The organism is Acrocarpospora sp. B8E8 (assembly GCF_039871605.1).
GTDB lineage: Bacteria > Actinomycetota > Actinomycetes > Streptosporangiales > Streptosporangiaceae > Acrocarpospora > Acrocarpospora macrocephala.
The window spans coordinates 90943-106835 of sequence record NZ_JBDPLV010000029.1; the positions used below are offsets into that span (position 1 = coordinate 90943).

The 15893-nt window shown below is 68.3% G+C and carries 14 protein-coding genes and 1 pseudogene; 3 read left to right on the forward strand and 12 right to left on the reverse strand.

Translation table 11 applies throughout. The annotated features are described in order from the left end of the window. Positions 1-7: 7 nt before the first annotated feature. Positions 8-292, forward strand: a complete 285-nt coding sequence (locus tag ABGB08_RS26690) for a transposase (protein WP_347594971.1) — start codon at positions 8-10, stop codon at positions 290-292. A gap of 501 nt (positions 293-793) precedes the next feature. Here the strand turns inward: ABGB08_RS26690 and cas2 are convergent. From cas2 to cas10, 12 genes and pseudogenes are all read right to left on the reverse strand, one after another. Beyond that, the gene (gene cas2 / locus ABGB08_RS26695) at positions 794-1081 is read right to left on the reverse strand and encodes a CRISPR-associated endonuclease Cas2 (RefSeq protein ID WP_347594874.1); all 288 of its coding nucleotides are present in this window, start codon (positions 1079-1081) and stop codon (positions 794-796) included. Then, positions 1078-2310: pseudogene (cas1, locus tag ABGB08_RS26700) on the reverse strand (CRISPR-associated endonuclease Cas1); the annotation flags it as partial. The pseudogene cas1 and the gene cas2, both read right to left, overlap by 4 nt. Then, the gene (locus ABGB08_RS26705; protein WP_347594876.1) at positions 2214-2978 is read right to left on the reverse strand and encodes a reverse transcriptase domain-containing protein; all 765 of its coding nucleotides are present in this window, start codon (positions 2976-2978) and stop codon (positions 2214-2216) included. The pseudogene cas1 and the gene ABGB08_RS26705, both read right to left, overlap by 97 nt. Further along, complete coding sequence (gene cas6 / locus ABGB08_RS26710; RefSeq protein WP_347594878.1) at positions 2929-3657, reverse strand: CRISPR system precrRNA processing endoribonuclease RAMP protein Cas6; 729 nt, start codon at positions 3655-3657, stop codon at positions 2929-2931. The genes ABGB08_RS26705 and cas6 overlap by 50 nt, the downstream gene beginning before the upstream one ends. A 609-nt stretch (positions 3658-4266) precedes the next feature. Beyond that, complete coding sequence (locus ABGB08_RS26715) at positions 4267-5475, reverse strand: RAMP superfamily CRISPR-associated protein (RefSeq protein WP_347594880.1); 1209 nt, start codon at positions 5473-5475, stop codon at positions 4267-4269. Next, complete coding sequence (locus ABGB08_RS26720; protein ID WP_347594881.1) at positions 5472-6800, reverse strand: hypothetical protein; 1329 nt, start codon at positions 6798-6800, stop codon at positions 5472-5474. The genes ABGB08_RS26715 and ABGB08_RS26720 overlap by 4 nt, the downstream gene beginning before the upstream one ends. Then, positions 6797-7702 (reverse strand): hypothetical protein, encoded by a 906-nt coding sequence (locus ABGB08_RS26725; RefSeq protein ID WP_347594882.1) that lies wholly within the window; start codon positions 7700-7702, stop codon positions 6797-6799. The genes ABGB08_RS26720 and ABGB08_RS26725 overlap by 4 nt, the downstream gene beginning before the upstream one ends. Further along, entirely contained in the window at positions 7699-8496 is a 798-nt protein-coding gene (gene cmr6 / locus ABGB08_RS26730; RefSeq protein ID WP_347594884.1) for a type III-B CRISPR module RAMP protein Cmr6, read from the reverse strand. Before cmr6 ends, ABGB08_RS26725 begins: the two co-directional genes overlap by 4 nt. Beyond that, entirely contained in the window at positions 8486-8929 is a 444-nt protein-coding gene (locus tag ABGB08_RS26735) for a type III-B CRISPR module-associated protein Cmr5 (RefSeq protein ID WP_347594886.1), read from the reverse strand. The genes cmr6 and ABGB08_RS26735 overlap by 11 nt, the downstream gene beginning before the upstream one ends. Further along, on the reverse strand, positions 8910-9752 hold the full coding sequence (gene cmr4 / locus ABGB08_RS26740) for a type III-B CRISPR module RAMP protein Cmr4 (protein WP_347594888.1): 843 nt from the start codon (positions 9750-9752) through the stop codon (positions 8910-8912). The genes ABGB08_RS26735 and cmr4 overlap by 20 nt, the downstream gene beginning before the upstream one ends. Next, positions 9749-10807, reverse strand: a complete 1059-nt coding sequence (locus ABGB08_RS26745) for a type III-B CRISPR module-associated Cmr3 family protein (protein ID WP_347594890.1) — start codon at positions 10805-10807, stop codon at positions 9749-9751. Before ABGB08_RS26745 ends, cmr4 begins: the two co-directional genes overlap by 4 nt. Further along, complete coding sequence (cas10, locus tag ABGB08_RS26750) at positions 10804-12537, reverse strand: type III-B CRISPR-associated protein Cas10/Cmr2 (RefSeq protein ID WP_347594892.1); 1734 nt, start codon at positions 12535-12537, stop codon at positions 10804-10806. The genes ABGB08_RS26745 and cas10 overlap by 4 nt, the downstream gene beginning before the upstream one ends. A 981-nt stretch (positions 12538-13518) precedes the next feature. On the opposite strand from cas10, the gene ABGB08_RS26755 reads away from it, so the two are divergent. Both ABGB08_RS26755 and ABGB08_RS26760 read left to right on the forward strand, forming a co-directional pair. Next, positions 13519-14973: a transposase gene (locus ABGB08_RS26755; RefSeq protein WP_347594894.1), complete on the forward strand. Its 1455-nt coding sequence runs from the start codon at positions 13519-13521 to the stop codon at positions 14971-14973. A gap of 286 nt (positions 14974-15259) precedes the next feature. Then, positions 15260-15502 carry a hypothetical protein gene (locus ABGB08_RS26760; RefSeq protein ID WP_347594896.1) on the forward strand — a complete coding sequence of 81 codons (243 nt, stop codon included), beginning with the start codon at positions 15260-15262 and terminating at the stop codon, positions 15500-15502. Positions 15503-15893 lie beyond the last annotated feature (391 nt).

Genomic DNA, 15893 nt, shown 5'->3' on the forward strand with positions numbered 1-15893 from the left:
TCTTGGGCTGGACCGGTTCCCGTTCTACGCCTTCGCACAGAATCAAGCCTGGTGCCTGGCCGTGATGCTCGCCGCGGACCTGCTGGCCTGGCTGCGCCTGCTGGTCCTCGACCACCACCCCGAACTATGCAAAGCCACCCCCGCCCGGCTCCGTGAACAACTGCTGAGAGTCCCCGCCCGCGTCAGGCGCGCGCGTGGGCGGATCATCCGGCTCCCCGACGACCATCCACACGTCGCCGACCTCATCCTGGCCTGGACCAAGATCCGCGACCTCACCGCCTCACCGCCCTGACCAGCACCCCACCCGACCGCACCAGAGGAAAGGCCCCGCCCACCGGCCCGCCAGGGGAAACCAAGGGCCACCCCGGCAAACCCCGCCGGGCCCGCGCCATGCCCACACACAAGCAACCAAGATCATCTGACGCTGTGTCGTCATCGCTCAAGATCGTGAAAGATTTGGGGTGGCAGTCGCCTAGGTCAAAAGATAGCGCATCCACGTTAAGTTTCTATGCCCTGGGAATCGGGCGGGGCTTTGCGAGTGGCACCGACCATCGGAGCCGCGTTCCTCTTCGGTTGTTTCTATGCCCTGGGAATCGGGCGGGGCTTTGCGAGGGATCGATTATCTGATGACCGTCTACCTGCGGGTTTGGAGATCGTCGCGCGCGGGCTGGTTAACCGATCCGCCTGGAGAGCATGATTGCGATTCTCCCGGCGGTTGAGGGGCTGTGAGCTGGGTGTTTGCGATGCGCCAACCGACGTCTCCTCGGCCGGTTCCCCGGGGACTATGTACCGATCATGTGATGATCCAAAAATCCTGGCGTTCCTCGATCGTACGAGCTCCGATCACCACGAGTCCACGGGCCATGCGATCGTCGAGGGGATACATCCGGATCTGGTCCTCGATGGGATCGATCAAGGCACGAAGCTTTCCGCGAAGCTCAGCGGCCACCGTACGGGACGGGACGTCGCACTCGAAGACGCTCAACTGGACCCGCGGCCCGTACCCGGACAGCAGAGTGGCGACGTCGTCGCGGCGGGCGTCGTCGGCGATGTCGTAGCAGATCAGGTATTGCATAGTCATTTCCACCTGATCGAGCGGTACGGCGTGCCGGGATCCACGATGGTCCGGGCCAGTGCCTTGGCCTGCAGAGACAGGCCAACACGGTAGGAGATCCGCCGTCGCGTGCCTTCGTGGGTGAACAGCGTGAGCATCCGGCGCTCGTACGCGGCGACGAAGGCGCGCCGCGCGTGATCGTTCATTCGGCAGCCCCGATCCGGCACCACCTCGAAATCCTCGGACCGGACAATGCCTGTCGTCAGGCACCGCAGTACCACCGCGTCGACCACCACCGGCCGGAACTCCTCCATGAGGTCGAGCGCCAAATTGGGCCGACCCCACCGAGACTGGTGCAGAAACCCGACCGCAGGGTCGAGCCGTGCCATCTCCAGGGCGGCAACCGCCTCGTGTACCAGGAGGGTGTAGCCGAACGACAACATCGCGTTCACCGGGTCGGGCGGCGGCCGGCGCTGCCGCCCCTGGAAACCCCACAGGTCGCCGAACAGGTACCGCCATGCGCGGAAGTACTCCCGGCTCGCCGAGCCTTCCTACCCCATGATCTCCTCGATTGACCTGGCGTCGGGCAGAACCAGGCGTGTCACGGCCATCGTCTCGGCGATGTCGGCGAGCATCTGATCCGGGTGCCGTCTTGCGGCGCGCAGCAGGGCCACACGCATATTGGCGATCTTCCCGTCCACGAAGGCCCTCGCCAGATCACGGCCGTCGTCCACGGCATACTGCGCCCGGCGGAGGGTCGGATCGGTGACCGCGAGCGAGGTAAGCCGTCCGCCCGGGCCGCCCTGGTCGTCGAGCACCACCACATCGATACCGGATCGAAGTGCCCGGTGCAGGAACGGTGTGGTCATCCCGACCCTGCCCAGGCACACGACCTGCCGGATCCGCCGGAAGTTGAGCCGGAAGAGCACCTGCCCGTTGTGCTCAACGGTGAGCCGCTCTCCCCGGCTGCGAAGCAGTGCGCCATCCCTGTCCACGTAGACGATCGTTTCCAGGGGATGCGACAGCGCATCCACGCCCGGGCTGGTCGTGGAGGTAACCGTGGAACCGAGAAAGGGCACACCGTTGTCGAAGGCGACTATCTGACTCTTGGCCGGATTGACCTCCAATCGCAGAGCGGCCAGTACCTGGCTCGCTGTGGTCAAGGCCCTCTCCGCCTCAGCACGATCGCGGACGGGGACGGCGAAGTCGTCGGAATAGCGGATGACACGGAAGCCTTCGGCCAGCATCGCCTTGTCGAACTCGTGAAGGTAAAGGTTGCAGAGCAACGGGGACAGCGCGCTGCCCTGGTGGAGGCCGACTCCTCGGTCATCCGGCTGACACGCCTGCCGGCGACTGGCCGGTCCATCAGGCGGCCGACGAGATCGACCGCCGCGGAATCAGTGATGACCGCCCGGAGACGGCGCAGGACCTCCCAGCGCGGGATGCTCGCAAAACAATCCTCAATGTCCGCGCGCGCCACCCACGCCGCGCCCGCGTCCCGTGCCTCGACGAGAGCGGCGATCGCGTCCCTGACCCCAAGCCCGCGCCGGTAGGCGAAACTCCACGGAAGCAGGATCGGGTCGATGACGGCGTCGAGTTCGGCCAGGAGCGCACGTTCGACGATTCTGTCGATCAGAAGTGGCACCCCGAGGATCCGGGCACCGCCGGACGGCTTGGCGATCTCAACATGTATCACCGGACTGGGGGTGAAGCTCCCGTCCGCGAGTTCCTCGGCGAGAGCGCTGATCTTCCGTGCGGCGGCGGCCTCGAACCGCTCCACCTCGGGTCCCGCCTCGCCGTCTTCGAACGCCGATTCCCGTACGGCATGCCAGGCGTCCAGCAGGTTCTGCTCGGTGAACGCCCGCGCGGTGAGTTCACCCATCACCGCGCCTTGGGAAGGTGATCGTCGTAGCCCCGAAGCCATGGGTGGTCTGCGCGCCCGTCCCGCAGTAGGGCGCGAACCGCAGCAGTGGGCCGAAAACGTCTGTGAGGTCGGCCGACAGCGCCCTCAGCGTGGCGGTCCCGACGAACCCGGACACCTCGGTGCCATGACCACCGTCGCGCTTGACCGTCCTCAGGTCGAACGAGCGCAACTCGACCATCCTCTTGGCCGCCGTCCAGACCTCGTCTTCGATCACGTACGGCGAAGCTTCCGGGAGTGACTCGTTCCAGCGCCGCCGGTAGCCGCCCAGGATGAGACGGGGATCCGGCGTGATGACCCGGCGCCCGTTGGCTGCGAAGAATGTAGGGGACCGGAACGAAAGGATTGCCTCGCCGACCTTCGGCCCCGTCATCACCGACTCGAACGACTCCTGGTGACGTTCATAACCAGTGATGCGACAGGATCGCGCCCCCAACCGGACCGTAGCGAGCGTATCCGGATCGAACGTAATAGCATTCTCTCGCAGCCAGGCACAGCGCAGGATCACCCCGGTCTCCGGGTCCATCGGATCCGGGGACAGGGGCCATACGGAAAACGGCTTCACTTGAGCGGCATGGTCCCCATCTTTCTCGAACAGAGAACATGCTAGTCCGTGCAATTGCCGAGTATCCGCCTTTCCTGCACCCTCGATTCTCAGACGCAATAAAATTGCCTCCGGCACGCGATACTCCTTTCGGGGTCGGATGAGCCTGTGACCCATGCAGCAATATGCACCACACATTTCTGGTTTCTAATTTCCGGGTCGGCGAGATTATCAACGAGCCGCTATTGGCGGCGGGGGGCTTGTGACCGGGCATCCCGTGGTTCACCTTCCCCATCGCCGTGCATCTATGCCCTCCGGGTTGGGCAGGGGGTTTGTGACTACGAGAACCATACGAGTTCCTCGCGGCACTCCTCCGTTGCTATGCCCTTCGGGTCGGGCGGGAGTTTGTGACACCACCCGAACTACAGCAAGGTGTTCGTCTGCCTCTGCTGCGTTTCTATGCCCTTCGGGTCGGGCGGTTTTGTGACCACGAGCACACGCAGGCGATCCTCGGTGGGTTCGAGGTTCCATGCTCTTCGGGTCGGGCGGGGGTTTGTGACGGCTGGCGGTTTTCGGGGGTGGTGGCCTGCGTGTTTGGAGATCGTTGCGCGCGTCGGCGGCGATCATGGTCCTCGTGGGCGTGATGGGTGTCGCGTTCGCTGGCAGCAGGCCCTGGAGCTGGGCATTTCTGGTGCGCCAACCGAGCCGGTTTCGACGCCCTCCGCGTGTTCCTGTACCCGGCCCATCTCATCCTCCTGGCCCAGCGGGACGCTCGGCGTCAATGAAGGTGAACCAGCGGTCGAGTTCGGCCCTGATCGTGGCGGCACTGGGCTTGGCCACCGGGTCGGGCCGCCGCCCACCCGATGTGGTGCCCATCTTGACGCGGAGCCGCACATCATCGGGAAGCCATTGGGTGTGGAAGGCGAGGGAACGCAGCCGCCAGCCGCGGGCGCGTGGGGTCACCCGCAGCCATAAGGGGGACGCGCGCCGAGCCGGGCTGGCGTCGGCGTCCACGGGTTCGACCGTGACCGACTCGGTGAAGCCGTGGACGGTGTAAACGACCGGCAGCCCCAGCGCGCCGTCGGGGAAGGGCCCGGCCGGTGTCCTTCGTTCCGCGTACGCCCGGGCTATCTGCCGGTATCCGGCGGTGTTCGGTAGCCTCCCAGGCTGCGGCGGCGTTCCGGGGTGGCGGAACCGCTTCAGCAGGTCCCCCAGATCGGCCAGCGCGAGCAGGTGCGTCCCACCCTCGCGCAGCCAATGCTCGGCGACGTGGAACCAGCCGTCGGCGAAGCAGGGATACTTGGGCTGGCCGGCGAAAGTCCCGTTCCGGACACCGAGATCGGCCAGAGCCCGAGCGACACAGTCGAGCACCGCGGGAAGATCGGCTGGATGGTCCCGCATGAGCCAGGCCCGGTCGAAGGAATTCCGTTCCAGGTTCAGCCGCGGGACCCGATCGGGATCGATCGCGAGGGTGCCGAACCCGCGGCGGGTACGGGCGCCGATGCCGCCGAAGGTCCGCAACGCCCACAATGCGCTGAAGAACAGATCGGCGTGGCTGGGCCTGCCGAGATTCCGGACCTCGAGCTTGAGGATGGAAGGGCCCAGACGGCGGGGTCTGGGCTGGTTCTCATCGGTCAAGCCGGGTCCCATCAGGTAGCCCAGTTTCAGATCCGGAGCCGGCGGCGCGCTGACTGCGATCCGGCCGCCGCGTAACAAGATCTTGGACGGACCCGCTGTCCCCTCACCCGCCGCCGTGCCGAACAGCTCGGTCTCGGCGCGCAGCAACTGGCCGGTGTCGTCCCCGACGTGAGGCCCGGCCAGGGCGCGCAGCCAGTAGGCCAGGACGCCGCGCAGGCTGGGGATCGGGAAGGCCATCTGCCCCGAGCCGGCGCCCTCGGGAAACCTGCCGAGGAAGGCGGGGGTGACGGTCCGCAGGGGAAGCGGCTGCCAGGTCATCGTGGCCCCTTTCGCCAGGCGACGTGCGCGAGCGGCGCGGTGATCGGCTGGTCGTCCCACAGGATCTGCAGGAACACGCCCGAGACGAAGCTCCACGCCGTCGCGGCCAGCACCAGCAGCCACGGATCCAGCGCCGGTCCGCAGCCGCGGGCGCTCCACCAGCAGGCGATGCTCTCGGGCACGCCCGGCGCTTCGGCTGTCGCGGCGAAGGCGGGTAACACGAACCGCAGCCCGATCACGCTGACAGCCGCCGCGTGCCCGAAGCCGATCGTGCCCACGACGGCCACGCGCCGCACCAGCGGCCATCCCTGGGCGCCGTGATTGCCGGCCTCGATCGCCAGGTATCCGAAGCCGATCGCCGTGAGTACCGCGACGGCGGCCAGCGCCGTACCGGGAGCGGATCTGGACCACCAGTCGGCGGGCAGGGCTGCCAGGGTGAGCAGGCCGACCGCCGAGCTGGCCGGCTGGCGCAGCAACCACACCCAGCCGGAGGCGGGCATGGCCACCGCGCTGTAGGCGATCACCGCGTATCCGGCGACGGCCAGCGCGGCAGACACGGTGAACACCCACGGCCATGCGAGGCCGACGAGAAAGGCGGCAACCGCCAAGGCGAACAGCGCCGCGGCGCCGTACCACCTCCAAAGAACCGAGTCACCCTGCATGCGGCGGATCGTCCGCGCGGTGTCGTACCAGGCAAACCGCGGTAGCAGAATCCGTGTCACGACATATCCGCAGATGCCGCTTCGTGCCGGGTCTCCGCCAGATCCCTCCTCAAGGGCGTCTCTGCCGATCTCAACCATGGCGATGTCCCGGGCGTCGGCCTCGACATCGATGATGGCCGCCAGGCTCGGATAATCCTCAATCGCGGCCAGAACGCCAAGCCACGCCTCGCGGGCCTCCCTGGCCCGCTCGACCAGCGAATCGACCGGCTCCCCGTCAATACGCCAGCGAAAGGGCGCCGACAGCAGCAGCCACCGGGTCCTGGCCAGGTATCCGGCACCGATCGCCGCCTCCCGGGCGCCCAGTCCGGGCACCGCGTTGTCGGCGGCCATCCCGTACCAGGCCTCATAGATCTCCGCCAGCATCTGCCAGCGCACCTGCGCCTGCTCATCGAGGGTGAACGATCGCCCCACCGTGCCCGGGTGGAAGGCGAACAACCGCCAGATGCCACTGTTCTGCCGGGCGAGCACCTTCCGCCACGCGGCGACCCGATCGACGGTGCTTCGGTTCCTGAACACCGCGTCGATGTCGTCGCCGCCGGCCAGCTCCGGCACGGGGCAGGGGACTTCTCCGGGCAGCGCGATCAGATCGGCGAAGTCTGTCATGGGCTGCCGTCGTTGCTGCCCGGGATCTCGCCCAGCACGGCCAGATATCCCCGCCCGAAGTCGTTCAGCCGGTAGCCGGAGCCGTACCTCTCCCAGGCGACCTCGGCCTGGAAGGCCTCAGGGCCGCGCTGCGGCTTGAGTCCTTGCTTGACGCGCGACAGCTCGGCCCGCATCACGTCCAGGTAGCCCTTGGGGAAACGGCGCAGACCGATCCTGGTGGCCCCCGAGGCGTTGCCCTCGAAGGTGTACCAGGCCGAGGTCCGCTCCGGCGCCTGGGAGTAGACGATCTCGGTCATGGCCAGCGTGTGCAGCAGCGTGGCTTTGTAGCCTCCGGTCAGGTGGACCTGCAGGTCCTCGTCTACCTCGTGGACGGCGCGCAGCACCCGGCCGATGGCCCCGACCGCGCCGTTCAGATCCTGTGGAAGGCCGGGAATGCGGACCACCGTCGCGGTCCCCGGACGCAGCCGCCCCCGGAAGCCGGCCACCTCGCCGTCGCCGGCGGGTGCCGACACGTACGCGACGCGCTCGTCGCCCAAGAGCAGGGCGACGCAGAGAGCGGCCGAGATCCCCGTCCGGGTGTCGGAGGCCAGAAGCACCACGCGGTCGTCGCCGCCGGTGAGACGGCGCAGGCCCTTCGCGTGCAGGGTGCCGGTCTCGGCGCAGATGTCGGCGGGCCACCGCGGCAGTCCCGCGTCCGGTACGGCGGAGCCGAGCGCGCGCCGCGCCGAGTCGATGACGTCGTGATCCGCGAGCCGGTCGGGATCGGCGCCGGTGAGCGGGGTCCGCTGAGCCCAGACGCCGAGGGCCTCCACGAACCTGCCCGCCTTGGCGCCGGGCAGCGCGGCCCGCTGGTCCCACCCTTTGAGCACCGACAGGCCACAGGGCACGACATAGATCGTCATATCGTCGCCTCCAGATACCCGTAACCTGAGGCGGTCTTGGCGCCCACGCCCAGCTCGTCGACGGCCTCCTTCAGCAGGTCCGCGGCGGCGCTCAGGTGCGGTTCCGGGCCGGCCAGGTAGGCGATGAAGGCGCCGCGCTCGACGGCGAGGAACGGGATCGGCACCGGGTTGATGTGCTCGCCGGGCGGAGCCGGGCTCCCGGACCCGGCCGCGCTGCGATATCCGCGCGTGTGCGGTGTGAGCACGTGCTCGACGACTTCTACCCCGCCCGGGCCGGGTAGCGCGTCGAAGAACCTCACCGCTCCCGGAATGTGCTCGTCGGCTTCCGGTTCGGAGCCGAAGATTTCCGTGCTGGGCTTGCCGTGCTGGCGCGCGTACTCCCGGGTCACGCCTTTGAGTGAGCTGCCGGGGAGCACGGGCCAGCCGTAGGTGCCGTCCAGTTCGATCCCCACATCCCGCACTCTGCCCGTTGCGGTGCCGGTCACCAGCGCGCCCCACATGCGGAGTTCGACGCGCCTGATCGGGCCGAGCCCGTCCATCGCCGCCTGCCGTCGTCTGGCGACGGCTTCGACCAGGTCGCTTGCCGAGGTCCCGGCCCGCTCGCCCTGTCCCAGGTTGTACTTCACCGCCGTCTTGAGGACCGGCTCGTCGACCAGGTCGTCGTCGAGCACCGCCGTACGGTGCAGCAGGATCCGCCCGTTGGCCGACTTCAGGCGCTCCGCGGGTCTGAATCGCCCGTCCACTACCTCGACGAACTTCGCCAGCGGACCGAGAACGAGCTGATCACGAGGCATCGGATCCCTCCCGGTCCTGTTCTCGTTCCAGCGCTTCGGCCAGGCGGCTCAGCCATCCGGAGAACTCCTCCAGCCGCACCGAGAGCATCCCCAGGCTCGCCGGTTTGGCCCGCAGGTGATCGGTGAGCCGTGTCAGGAAGTCCAGGCTCAGGGAGGGCCGCCCCGTCTCCTGCCAGCCGAGCACCGCGCAGATCTGGGCGCGCAGTTCGGCACCGACGATGTCGTATGCCTTCTCCAGTTCCTTCTTCTCGCCGCGCTTGGCGGCGTAGAAGGCCAGCGTGGCCAGCACACCGCTGGCCCGCAGCATGGTCGGCAGCGCGCGGAGCCGGGTCAGCACCTGCGGCGAGACCTTCTGCCCGCAGGCCTCCCGGATGCGGTCCAGCGCCCGCATGGCATCGGCCGCCAGATCGTGATCAGCTCGCCGTAGCGTCATCAGGCCTCCACAGGCGGCACCACATCAGGCCCTTGCCGATGCTCTCGTCTCCGCCGACGCGCAGCACCTGCCCATCGAGCGCGGCCACCGCGCCCAGGTCGCCGGGGCTGCCTTCGAGCAGGGCCGCGAGCAGGCTCTCCCCGGGCAGGTATTCGCTGTAGAACGGGCCGTTGCGCACGGTCTTGGTCCGGGTGTCCCCGGTGCCGCCCAGTTGCACCCGCGCCGTGACCGGCGCGCAGTCACGGCTCACAGCCGCCAGCAGGTCGTCGCCGCCGCACACCAGGTCACGCTGGAACTTGGCCCGGAAATAACTGTCATCCGGGAACCCCCGCTGGGCGATTTCGGCCGCCCACTTCTTCAGCGCCGCGCTGAACTGGGTGGCGGCGACGTACGGCCCGATCACCAGTTCGCCGGCTTGTTCCCTGCTGATCCAGGACGTCTCCTGCGGCGCGGGGACCGGCGGCAGCGCGAGCCCGGCCAGCGCCGTCTTGCGGGCCAGGCGGGCCTGCGCCATCGGGGAGGTCACCCAGGCGAAGGTGTCCTCCATCGTCGGGGCGGGGAAGGCCACCAGCTGCGCCTCGTGGACGCGCAACGAGCCGGGCGTGGTCTCCTCGCCGCCGCGCGGAGGTTCCGACCCGAAGATCTGCGTCCACCGCGGGATGTCACGGAAGTGCTCACGCAGCGCGCCCTTGAGACTCTCCCCCTTGATGATGGGCAGCCCTGTCGCCACCTCCCGCTGGATCGGCATGTCGACCACACCCGAACCCGTGTCCGCGCCCGCGTGGACGGGAGTCTCCGCGTACAGCAACAGCAGCGCTCTCACGCAGACCACCTTCCGGGCAGGGCGAACCCGAATCCCGCGCTCCTCATCCAGTCCTCCGCCTGCTCCAGCGGCTCGTCCTGGAGCCGCCCGGCCGCCTGCGCGGCAGCCTCCTCATCGGGGAAACACAGGTAGTACACGCTGGCGGCCGGGGCCGCCCACATCAGCAACCCGCCCCGCACCCGTCCACCGGAGGCGGTCACCGTGGTGATCACCTGCGGTGGCCCCACCGCCGCCGCCACCAGCCGCGCACCCGCGATCCTCGGCTTCCAGTCCCCGCCGGGGAACACCGCGGGCGTGGCCAGGTACAGCAGCATCCGCCCGCCGGGAAAGTCCGTCACCGGTTCGGGCATCGCCACGCTCGCCGCTTGGTGGATCTGCGCCCGCCGGCCACGGCCCCCGAAGTCGACGGTCCGCACCGGCAACGATCCCATCGGCCCGCCGACACAGCGGGCGGCCAACCCGTGTCCCTCGGCCAGCCGCAGATGCTCGGTGGAGTAGATCATCCCCTCGGCGGCCATCCGGTTCTCCCGGGCGATGCCCACTCTGCGCTCCACCCGCCACGGCTGACGCCCGCCCTCACCCTCGCAGAACGCGCTCAAGTTCCCGCTCACCCGCCCATCGCACAGATAGGCGCCGAGCGCGTCGCCGTCCCACCAGCCCTCCGCCGGCTCACTGTCCTGCGGCGCGCTGAGGAACATCTCGACCTGATCACTCAGATCGGTGACCTCACCCGGACCCGGAGATGACAGGCGCATCCGCTCCAAGCCCCGGCCGACCTGGATCACATCGCCGGGGAGCGGCCAGTGCGTCTCCCACCCAGCGGCCGTCCGCGACGCGATGAACGGCCTCTGGACCCGCTCGGGCAGAATCGTTCCCCGTGCGGCGGGATCGCGTCCCGCGCCCGGCGGCGCCCCGTAGGCGGCGCCCACGGCCCCGGCGATCGTCGACGGGCTGGGCAGAACAGCCCGCGCTTCGGAGTTGGTCCCCGCGTCGAATGCCCGCCCATCCCGGATCACGATGGTGTCCAGGGGCTCCAGCACCACCCAGCGCGTCACCGGCCGCCCTCCGCGGCGAGAAAGCGCGCCACCAGCAGCGCGTCGACGGGAATCTCGATGTGATCCCCCCGCGGCACCGACAGGGCATACAGGGCCGCCCCCGCTTCTTCCGGCAGGCCATGCCGTACGGCTCGCCGGGCCAGTTCCCTCCGCAGCCAGCGGGGGCTGAGTGCCGCCAGCGCATCGGCGTCCCGCTCCACCCCGATCGCCAGCCGCGCCGACAACGTGCCCTCGCCGGTCATCGCGGTGACCAGCGTCTCCAGATGCGCCAGCAGCGCGACCTCGCCGTCACTCCACGCGGACACCCATCTGGCCCGCTCCCCACCTCGGTGATGGACGGCTACCGCCAGCCCCGGCCGCATGCACGCCTTGGCCTCCTTCAGCAGCAGCTGCGCCCGCGACACCGCCGACTGCAAGGGCGATGAGGCGTGGAAGAACACCAGTGCCGTGCTCACGGTGGGGGTTTCACCCCCGACCGCTCCGGACAGCGCGTCCCGGAACGCAGCGGCAGAGCGCTGGGCGGCACGCAGAGCCGTCGCCGCGGGCAACAGGGCGAGCACGTCGTCGCCTCCCGCGTACACCACCCGCCCCAAGCAGTCCGCCGACTCGATCACCGCCCGCTGCGCACGGCCCGCCTCCGCCAGAGCACCCGACACCCGGCCATGCCAGTCGCGGAAGGGACCGGCCGACCGGCTGCTGTCGCCCAGCGTCCTGCCCAGTTGGTCCGCGTCCTGTGCGAGCACGGCCAGGTACGGCGTCAACGACGCTGCCCCCGCCTCGGCCTTCATCAGTGAACGCAGCGTCGAAGCAGCCTCCCGGCCCGGTTCGCAGATCTCCCTGCCGGGGCGGGCTGCCAGCCCGTACTCCCGCCGCAACGATTCCGGCTCCCACGTTCCGGGCACACACCAAGCGCCCTCGACTTCACGCAGCCAGTCCACGACCTCGTCCGAAGAAGGCCGCAGTCCCGGTAGCGCCCCACCGCCACGGCGAAGCTCCGCACGTTCCTCACCGTCGAAGAACTCCTCCAACAACTGCACTGCCGCACACAGATCCCCGATCGCCTCCCGGCATTCGGGACGGCTCTGAGCTAGGCTGATCACGTCTCCCCGGTAGGGAGCCGACGCGATCGACCAGGTCGACGGGAACCGCGCTCCACGCGCCCGCTGGCGTTTGATCAGGCCGATCCCGGACAGGAACTCGCCCGGCTTGACCCTCCTGGCGTCCGCGGGCACGCGCGCGGCTGGCCAGCGGCCGGTCAGGGAACAGATCCGCTCCTGAGGCAGCGGCGCGAACACGAAGTTCCTGCTTCTCTTCCGCTCCGCCAGCAGTTCCTGCGCCCGGCCCCACTGCTCCTCATAACCTCCCGGCAGCGGCGGAATGACAACCCACTGGACCATGGGGAATCCAGGACTCTCCAGCGCATTGGCAGCGGCCCTGAATTTCTCCCAACGAGCCTCGACAGCCTCCCGCATGCGGCGGGCGAGCTCGATTCCCCCACCCGGGGAGGTGAGAGCCACGACCCGGTTCGGGATCCCCGAATCGACGTCGCCCGGCCCCGGCAGCACCAACTCCGCCCCGGCGGCAGCCTCCACTAGCGCCCTTGCCAGTTGCGACATGATCTGGCTCGACGCGAACAGATCACCCGTACGCCGAGACTCCGCGACAAACCGCTGAACCCCGGGAATCGCCGCCACCACAAGATCCCGCCGAAGGACATCCCCTTCCGGCACGCCGCCCTCCCCGTTTTGCCAGTTTCGCGGAGGTCTCAGGCTAACGGCCGAAAACCGGCACCGCAGAACTTCCCGCATTCATCCGACAGATCCGCCAAAACGTCAATTTAGAGCGAGCCGATATCTCCAGACAGCCGAACATAACCAGAGTCGTCATCGCCCAGGTTCTTCGTAATCAGGTCGCGTAACCGAGGCTGGGCCGCCAGGGATCGTCGGCGAGCAGGCCGTGAAAGGGCGCGCCAGGCAGGTACATCTCGTCCGCGTGGACGAGATGTACTGCGGGATGCCGGTAAGAGGGATTACCAGACCCCGAAAGAATCAAGAACAGCACAAAGTGGACGTCGGAAAACGAAGTGGCCGGAAAGTACCGTAAGTACTCGTGGGTCGATCTGACCGGCGGCGACCTAAAACGCACTCCCTCGGCCTACCGTCAGGCCACCTTCCCTGGCATTTCGGGGCAAACGAATGCGACACGTTGACCAATATCCCCACCTGCGGTGCCGCTGCGCCGCCCTGTACCCGGAGCGGGTTCGCTTGTTCCCGATGGGCCACCGGTACCCAGCCGTCCTGTCCCGGCCTTCATGCGACCTTGGAGAAATCCGCTCCCCCTCATCGATCATGCTTCACGATGGAGTTCGTGGCGATACGGCGAAGGCCCCGGATCAGAAGAGCGCAGGTGGCGATGGCCTCCGTGGTGGGGGCGCTAGGCATGATCTTTGTGTTGACCGGTCTGGATCGGGCCGATCAGCTGGGCAGTGTCCTGGGTGTGTTCATCGGCTTGGCCGGCTTAGCTTGCGATTTAAGCAGGTCCGGGCGTTGGTGCAGGTGGAGGCACGTTAAGCCCGATGTTGTGGCGTATCACTAGATAGCGGAACATACCGGAACGTAGCCGTTTCGATACGGCGTGTCGTGACGATGGTGAGCGGCCACCGCCTCATCTTCGGAGTTGAGAGACACCGGAGACCAAGGGGGTGGCCGCAGATGCTCACTATCGCAGCCGTGCGCGAGGTGGCGGAGGACGTTGGGGCAGCTGGTCGGCCACATCTTCATCCCCTGATCGACTTCCGTGCCGACCTGCACGGACTGCTGTGGCGCCGGGCGGACGCGTTGTTCGAGCTCACCGATGCGATGCTGTGCGCGCAAGGGCCGGTCCGCTCGCCGGTGGAGTTGTCGATGGAGCCGGAGTTCCGCCGCGGGCACGGCTCGGTCTACGCGGCCTTGGATCAGGGGCGAATCGACGCGGGCGGGCTGCGGCGCCTGCTGCTAGGGGTGTCGGCGGCGGCCCGGCCGGGTGAGCCGTTGATGTTCGCCCTGGATGTGACGCCGGACGCCCGGCCGGACGCCGAGTACGCCGATGAGCGGGTGATGGTGCAGGTGCGCGGCAAGGGCGGCGACACGTTCCTGCCCGGCTGGCCCTACAGCATCCTGGTGGGCGTGCAGTGGGGCTCCGCCTCGTGGGTGGATCCGATCCAGGCGCGCCGGATCCGCCCGGGGGAAGAGCACACTGATGTCACCATCGAGCAGATCACCGATCTGCTCGATGGTCTGGAGGCGACCGGCAAGCTCACCGCGGGCGACCCGCCGCCGCTGGTCATGCTGGATGCCGGGAACTACGCCACCGACATCTCCCATGCGCTGGCCGATCATCATGTTCAAGTGCTGGTCCGGTTGCGGGCCACCCGCGTCTTCTACGCCGATCCCGAACCGCGCAAACCCGGCGAAAGGGGAGCGGGTAAGCGCCACGGCCGCGAGTTCTCCTGCTCTGACCCGGCCAGGCGGCACACCCCCGACATCGACCTGGTCGCGAACTCGGCCCGGTATGGCACCGTGGCGGTCCGGGCCTGGACTGGCCTGCATCAAAAGCTCACCCGCACCGGCCGCTGGGCCGGCCATCCCGCCGACCAGCGGCTGCCCACCGTGCGCGGCACCATCATCCAGATCGTCGTGGACCGGCTGCCCGATGGCCGCAAGCCGACCAAAGATCTCTGGCTGTGGCACGCCGGCCCGGTCCAGGCCGACACGGATCTGGTGGACCTGCTGTGGAGGGCCTACCTGCGCCGCTTCGATCAAGAACACTTTCACCGGTTCGCCAAGGTCTACCTGGGCATGGCCCGCGCCCATCTGGCCTCGGCGCAGGCCACCGACCGCTGGATGCACCTGATCCTGGCCGCCTACGCCCAACTCCGGCTGGCCAGCCCCCATGTCGATGACCTGCGCCGCCCCTGGCATCCGCATCCCCAACCGGGACGAGGACTCAGCCCCTACCGGGTCCGCCTCGGCTTTCGCCGTCTCCGCGCAAAACTGGGAACTCCCGCCGACTCACCGAAACTCACCCGACCGGGACCCGGACGCCCTAAAGGATCAAGGAATCGGCCGAAGGACAAGCATCCGCCCTACCGCAAGACCGTAACCACGGACAACGAACACCGAGAGTGACGTTAAATCGCAAGCTTAGTCATCGCGCTCCATGGCCGGACGCGCCCGGAAAACACGCCTGCTGATTCCGCCGGGGTTGGTCCACCCGCGATTGCCGTCAACGCGGAGCCGCTTTCCCCCACCGCCGACGAGACCCGTTCAGGACAAGCTTCTCCGAGTCTTCTTACTCCCACGCCTGAGGTCACGCGTCGTTACGGAGGCGACCACATAGAGTTTCAGGGAAACGTGTTCCACGGACCGGTCACCGGGAAGAGCGCAATGACTCGCCCCCCAGATCACAATCGCCATGACCCCGTCTGACGGACACAGCGCCACGGACAACCCCACGGACGACGTCCCGGGCGAAGCCCAGCATTACGCCGGGGACCATGTGGAGTTTCATGACAACCTCTTCACCGGCCCTGTAGCCGGCACCATCGAGTATCACGACCACCAGCACCACTACTCTGCCTCCGACCGCACCGAACAGGTGTGGTCGGGCAGCCCCTATCGCGGGCTGGCACGACGCGGATGTGTTCTACGGCCGTGAGCAGGTCACCGCCCAACTGGCCCAGATGCTCGCCACGCGACTGGATGGTCTGGGCATGCTGTTGGTGACTGGGCCGTCCGGCGCGGGAAAGTCTTCTCTGCTCCGGGCAGGACTGCTGCCGTATCTGGCCGCGGGCCGGCTTCCCGGTGCGCCCGGCAGCGCGCGGTGGCCTCGCGTGGTCATGTCTCCCACCGCCGATCCGCTTACCGAGCTGGCCATTCACCTGGCCGCCCTCGCGGGGACGGATCCCGTGAACGTCCGCGCGACGCTCGCCGCGCATCCCGATCAAGCCCCGCTCCTGTTTCGCCAGGTTGTGTTGAAGCAGACGGGCTCACCGAGATCGCATTCGGCGCAGGAGCGTCTAGTACTGGTGGTGGACCAGTTTGAAGAG

Coding starts and splice junctions, on each gene's coding strand:
- ABGB08_RS26715 (WP_347594880.1), bottom strand. CDS start 5,475: ATGACCTGGCAGCCGCTTCCCCTGCGGACCGTCACCCCCGCCTTCCTC.
- ABGB08_RS26735 (WP_347594886.1), bottom strand. CDS start 8,929: ATGACGCTACGGCGAGCTGATCACGATCTGGCGGCCGATGCCATGCGG.
- ABGB08_RS26755 (WP_347594894.1), top strand. CDS start 13,519: ATGCTCACTATCGCAGCCGTGCGCGAGGTGGCGGAGGACGTTGGGGCA.
- cas2 (WP_347594874.1), bottom strand. CDS start 1,081: ATGACTATGCAATACCTGATCTGCTACGACATCGCCGACGACGCCCGC.
- ABGB08_RS26720 (WP_347594881.1), bottom strand. CDS start 6,800: ATGACAGACTTCGCCGATCTGATCGCGCTGCCCGGAGAAGTCCCCTGC.
- ABGB08_RS26705 (WP_347594876.1), bottom strand. CDS start 2,978: ATGGCTTCGGGGCTACGACGATCACCTTCCCAAGGCGCGGTGATGGGT.
- cmr6 (WP_347594884.1), bottom strand. CDS start 8,496: ATGCCTCGTGATCAGCTCGTTCTCGGTCCGCTGGCGAAGTTCGTCGAG.
- ABGB08_RS26725 (WP_347594882.1), bottom strand. CDS start 7,702: ATGACGATCTATGTCGTGCCCTGTGGCCTGTCGGTGCTCAAAGGGTGG.
- ABGB08_RS26760 (WP_347594896.1), top strand. CDS start 15,260: ATGACCCCGTCTGACGGACACAGCGCCACGGACAACCCCACGGACGAC.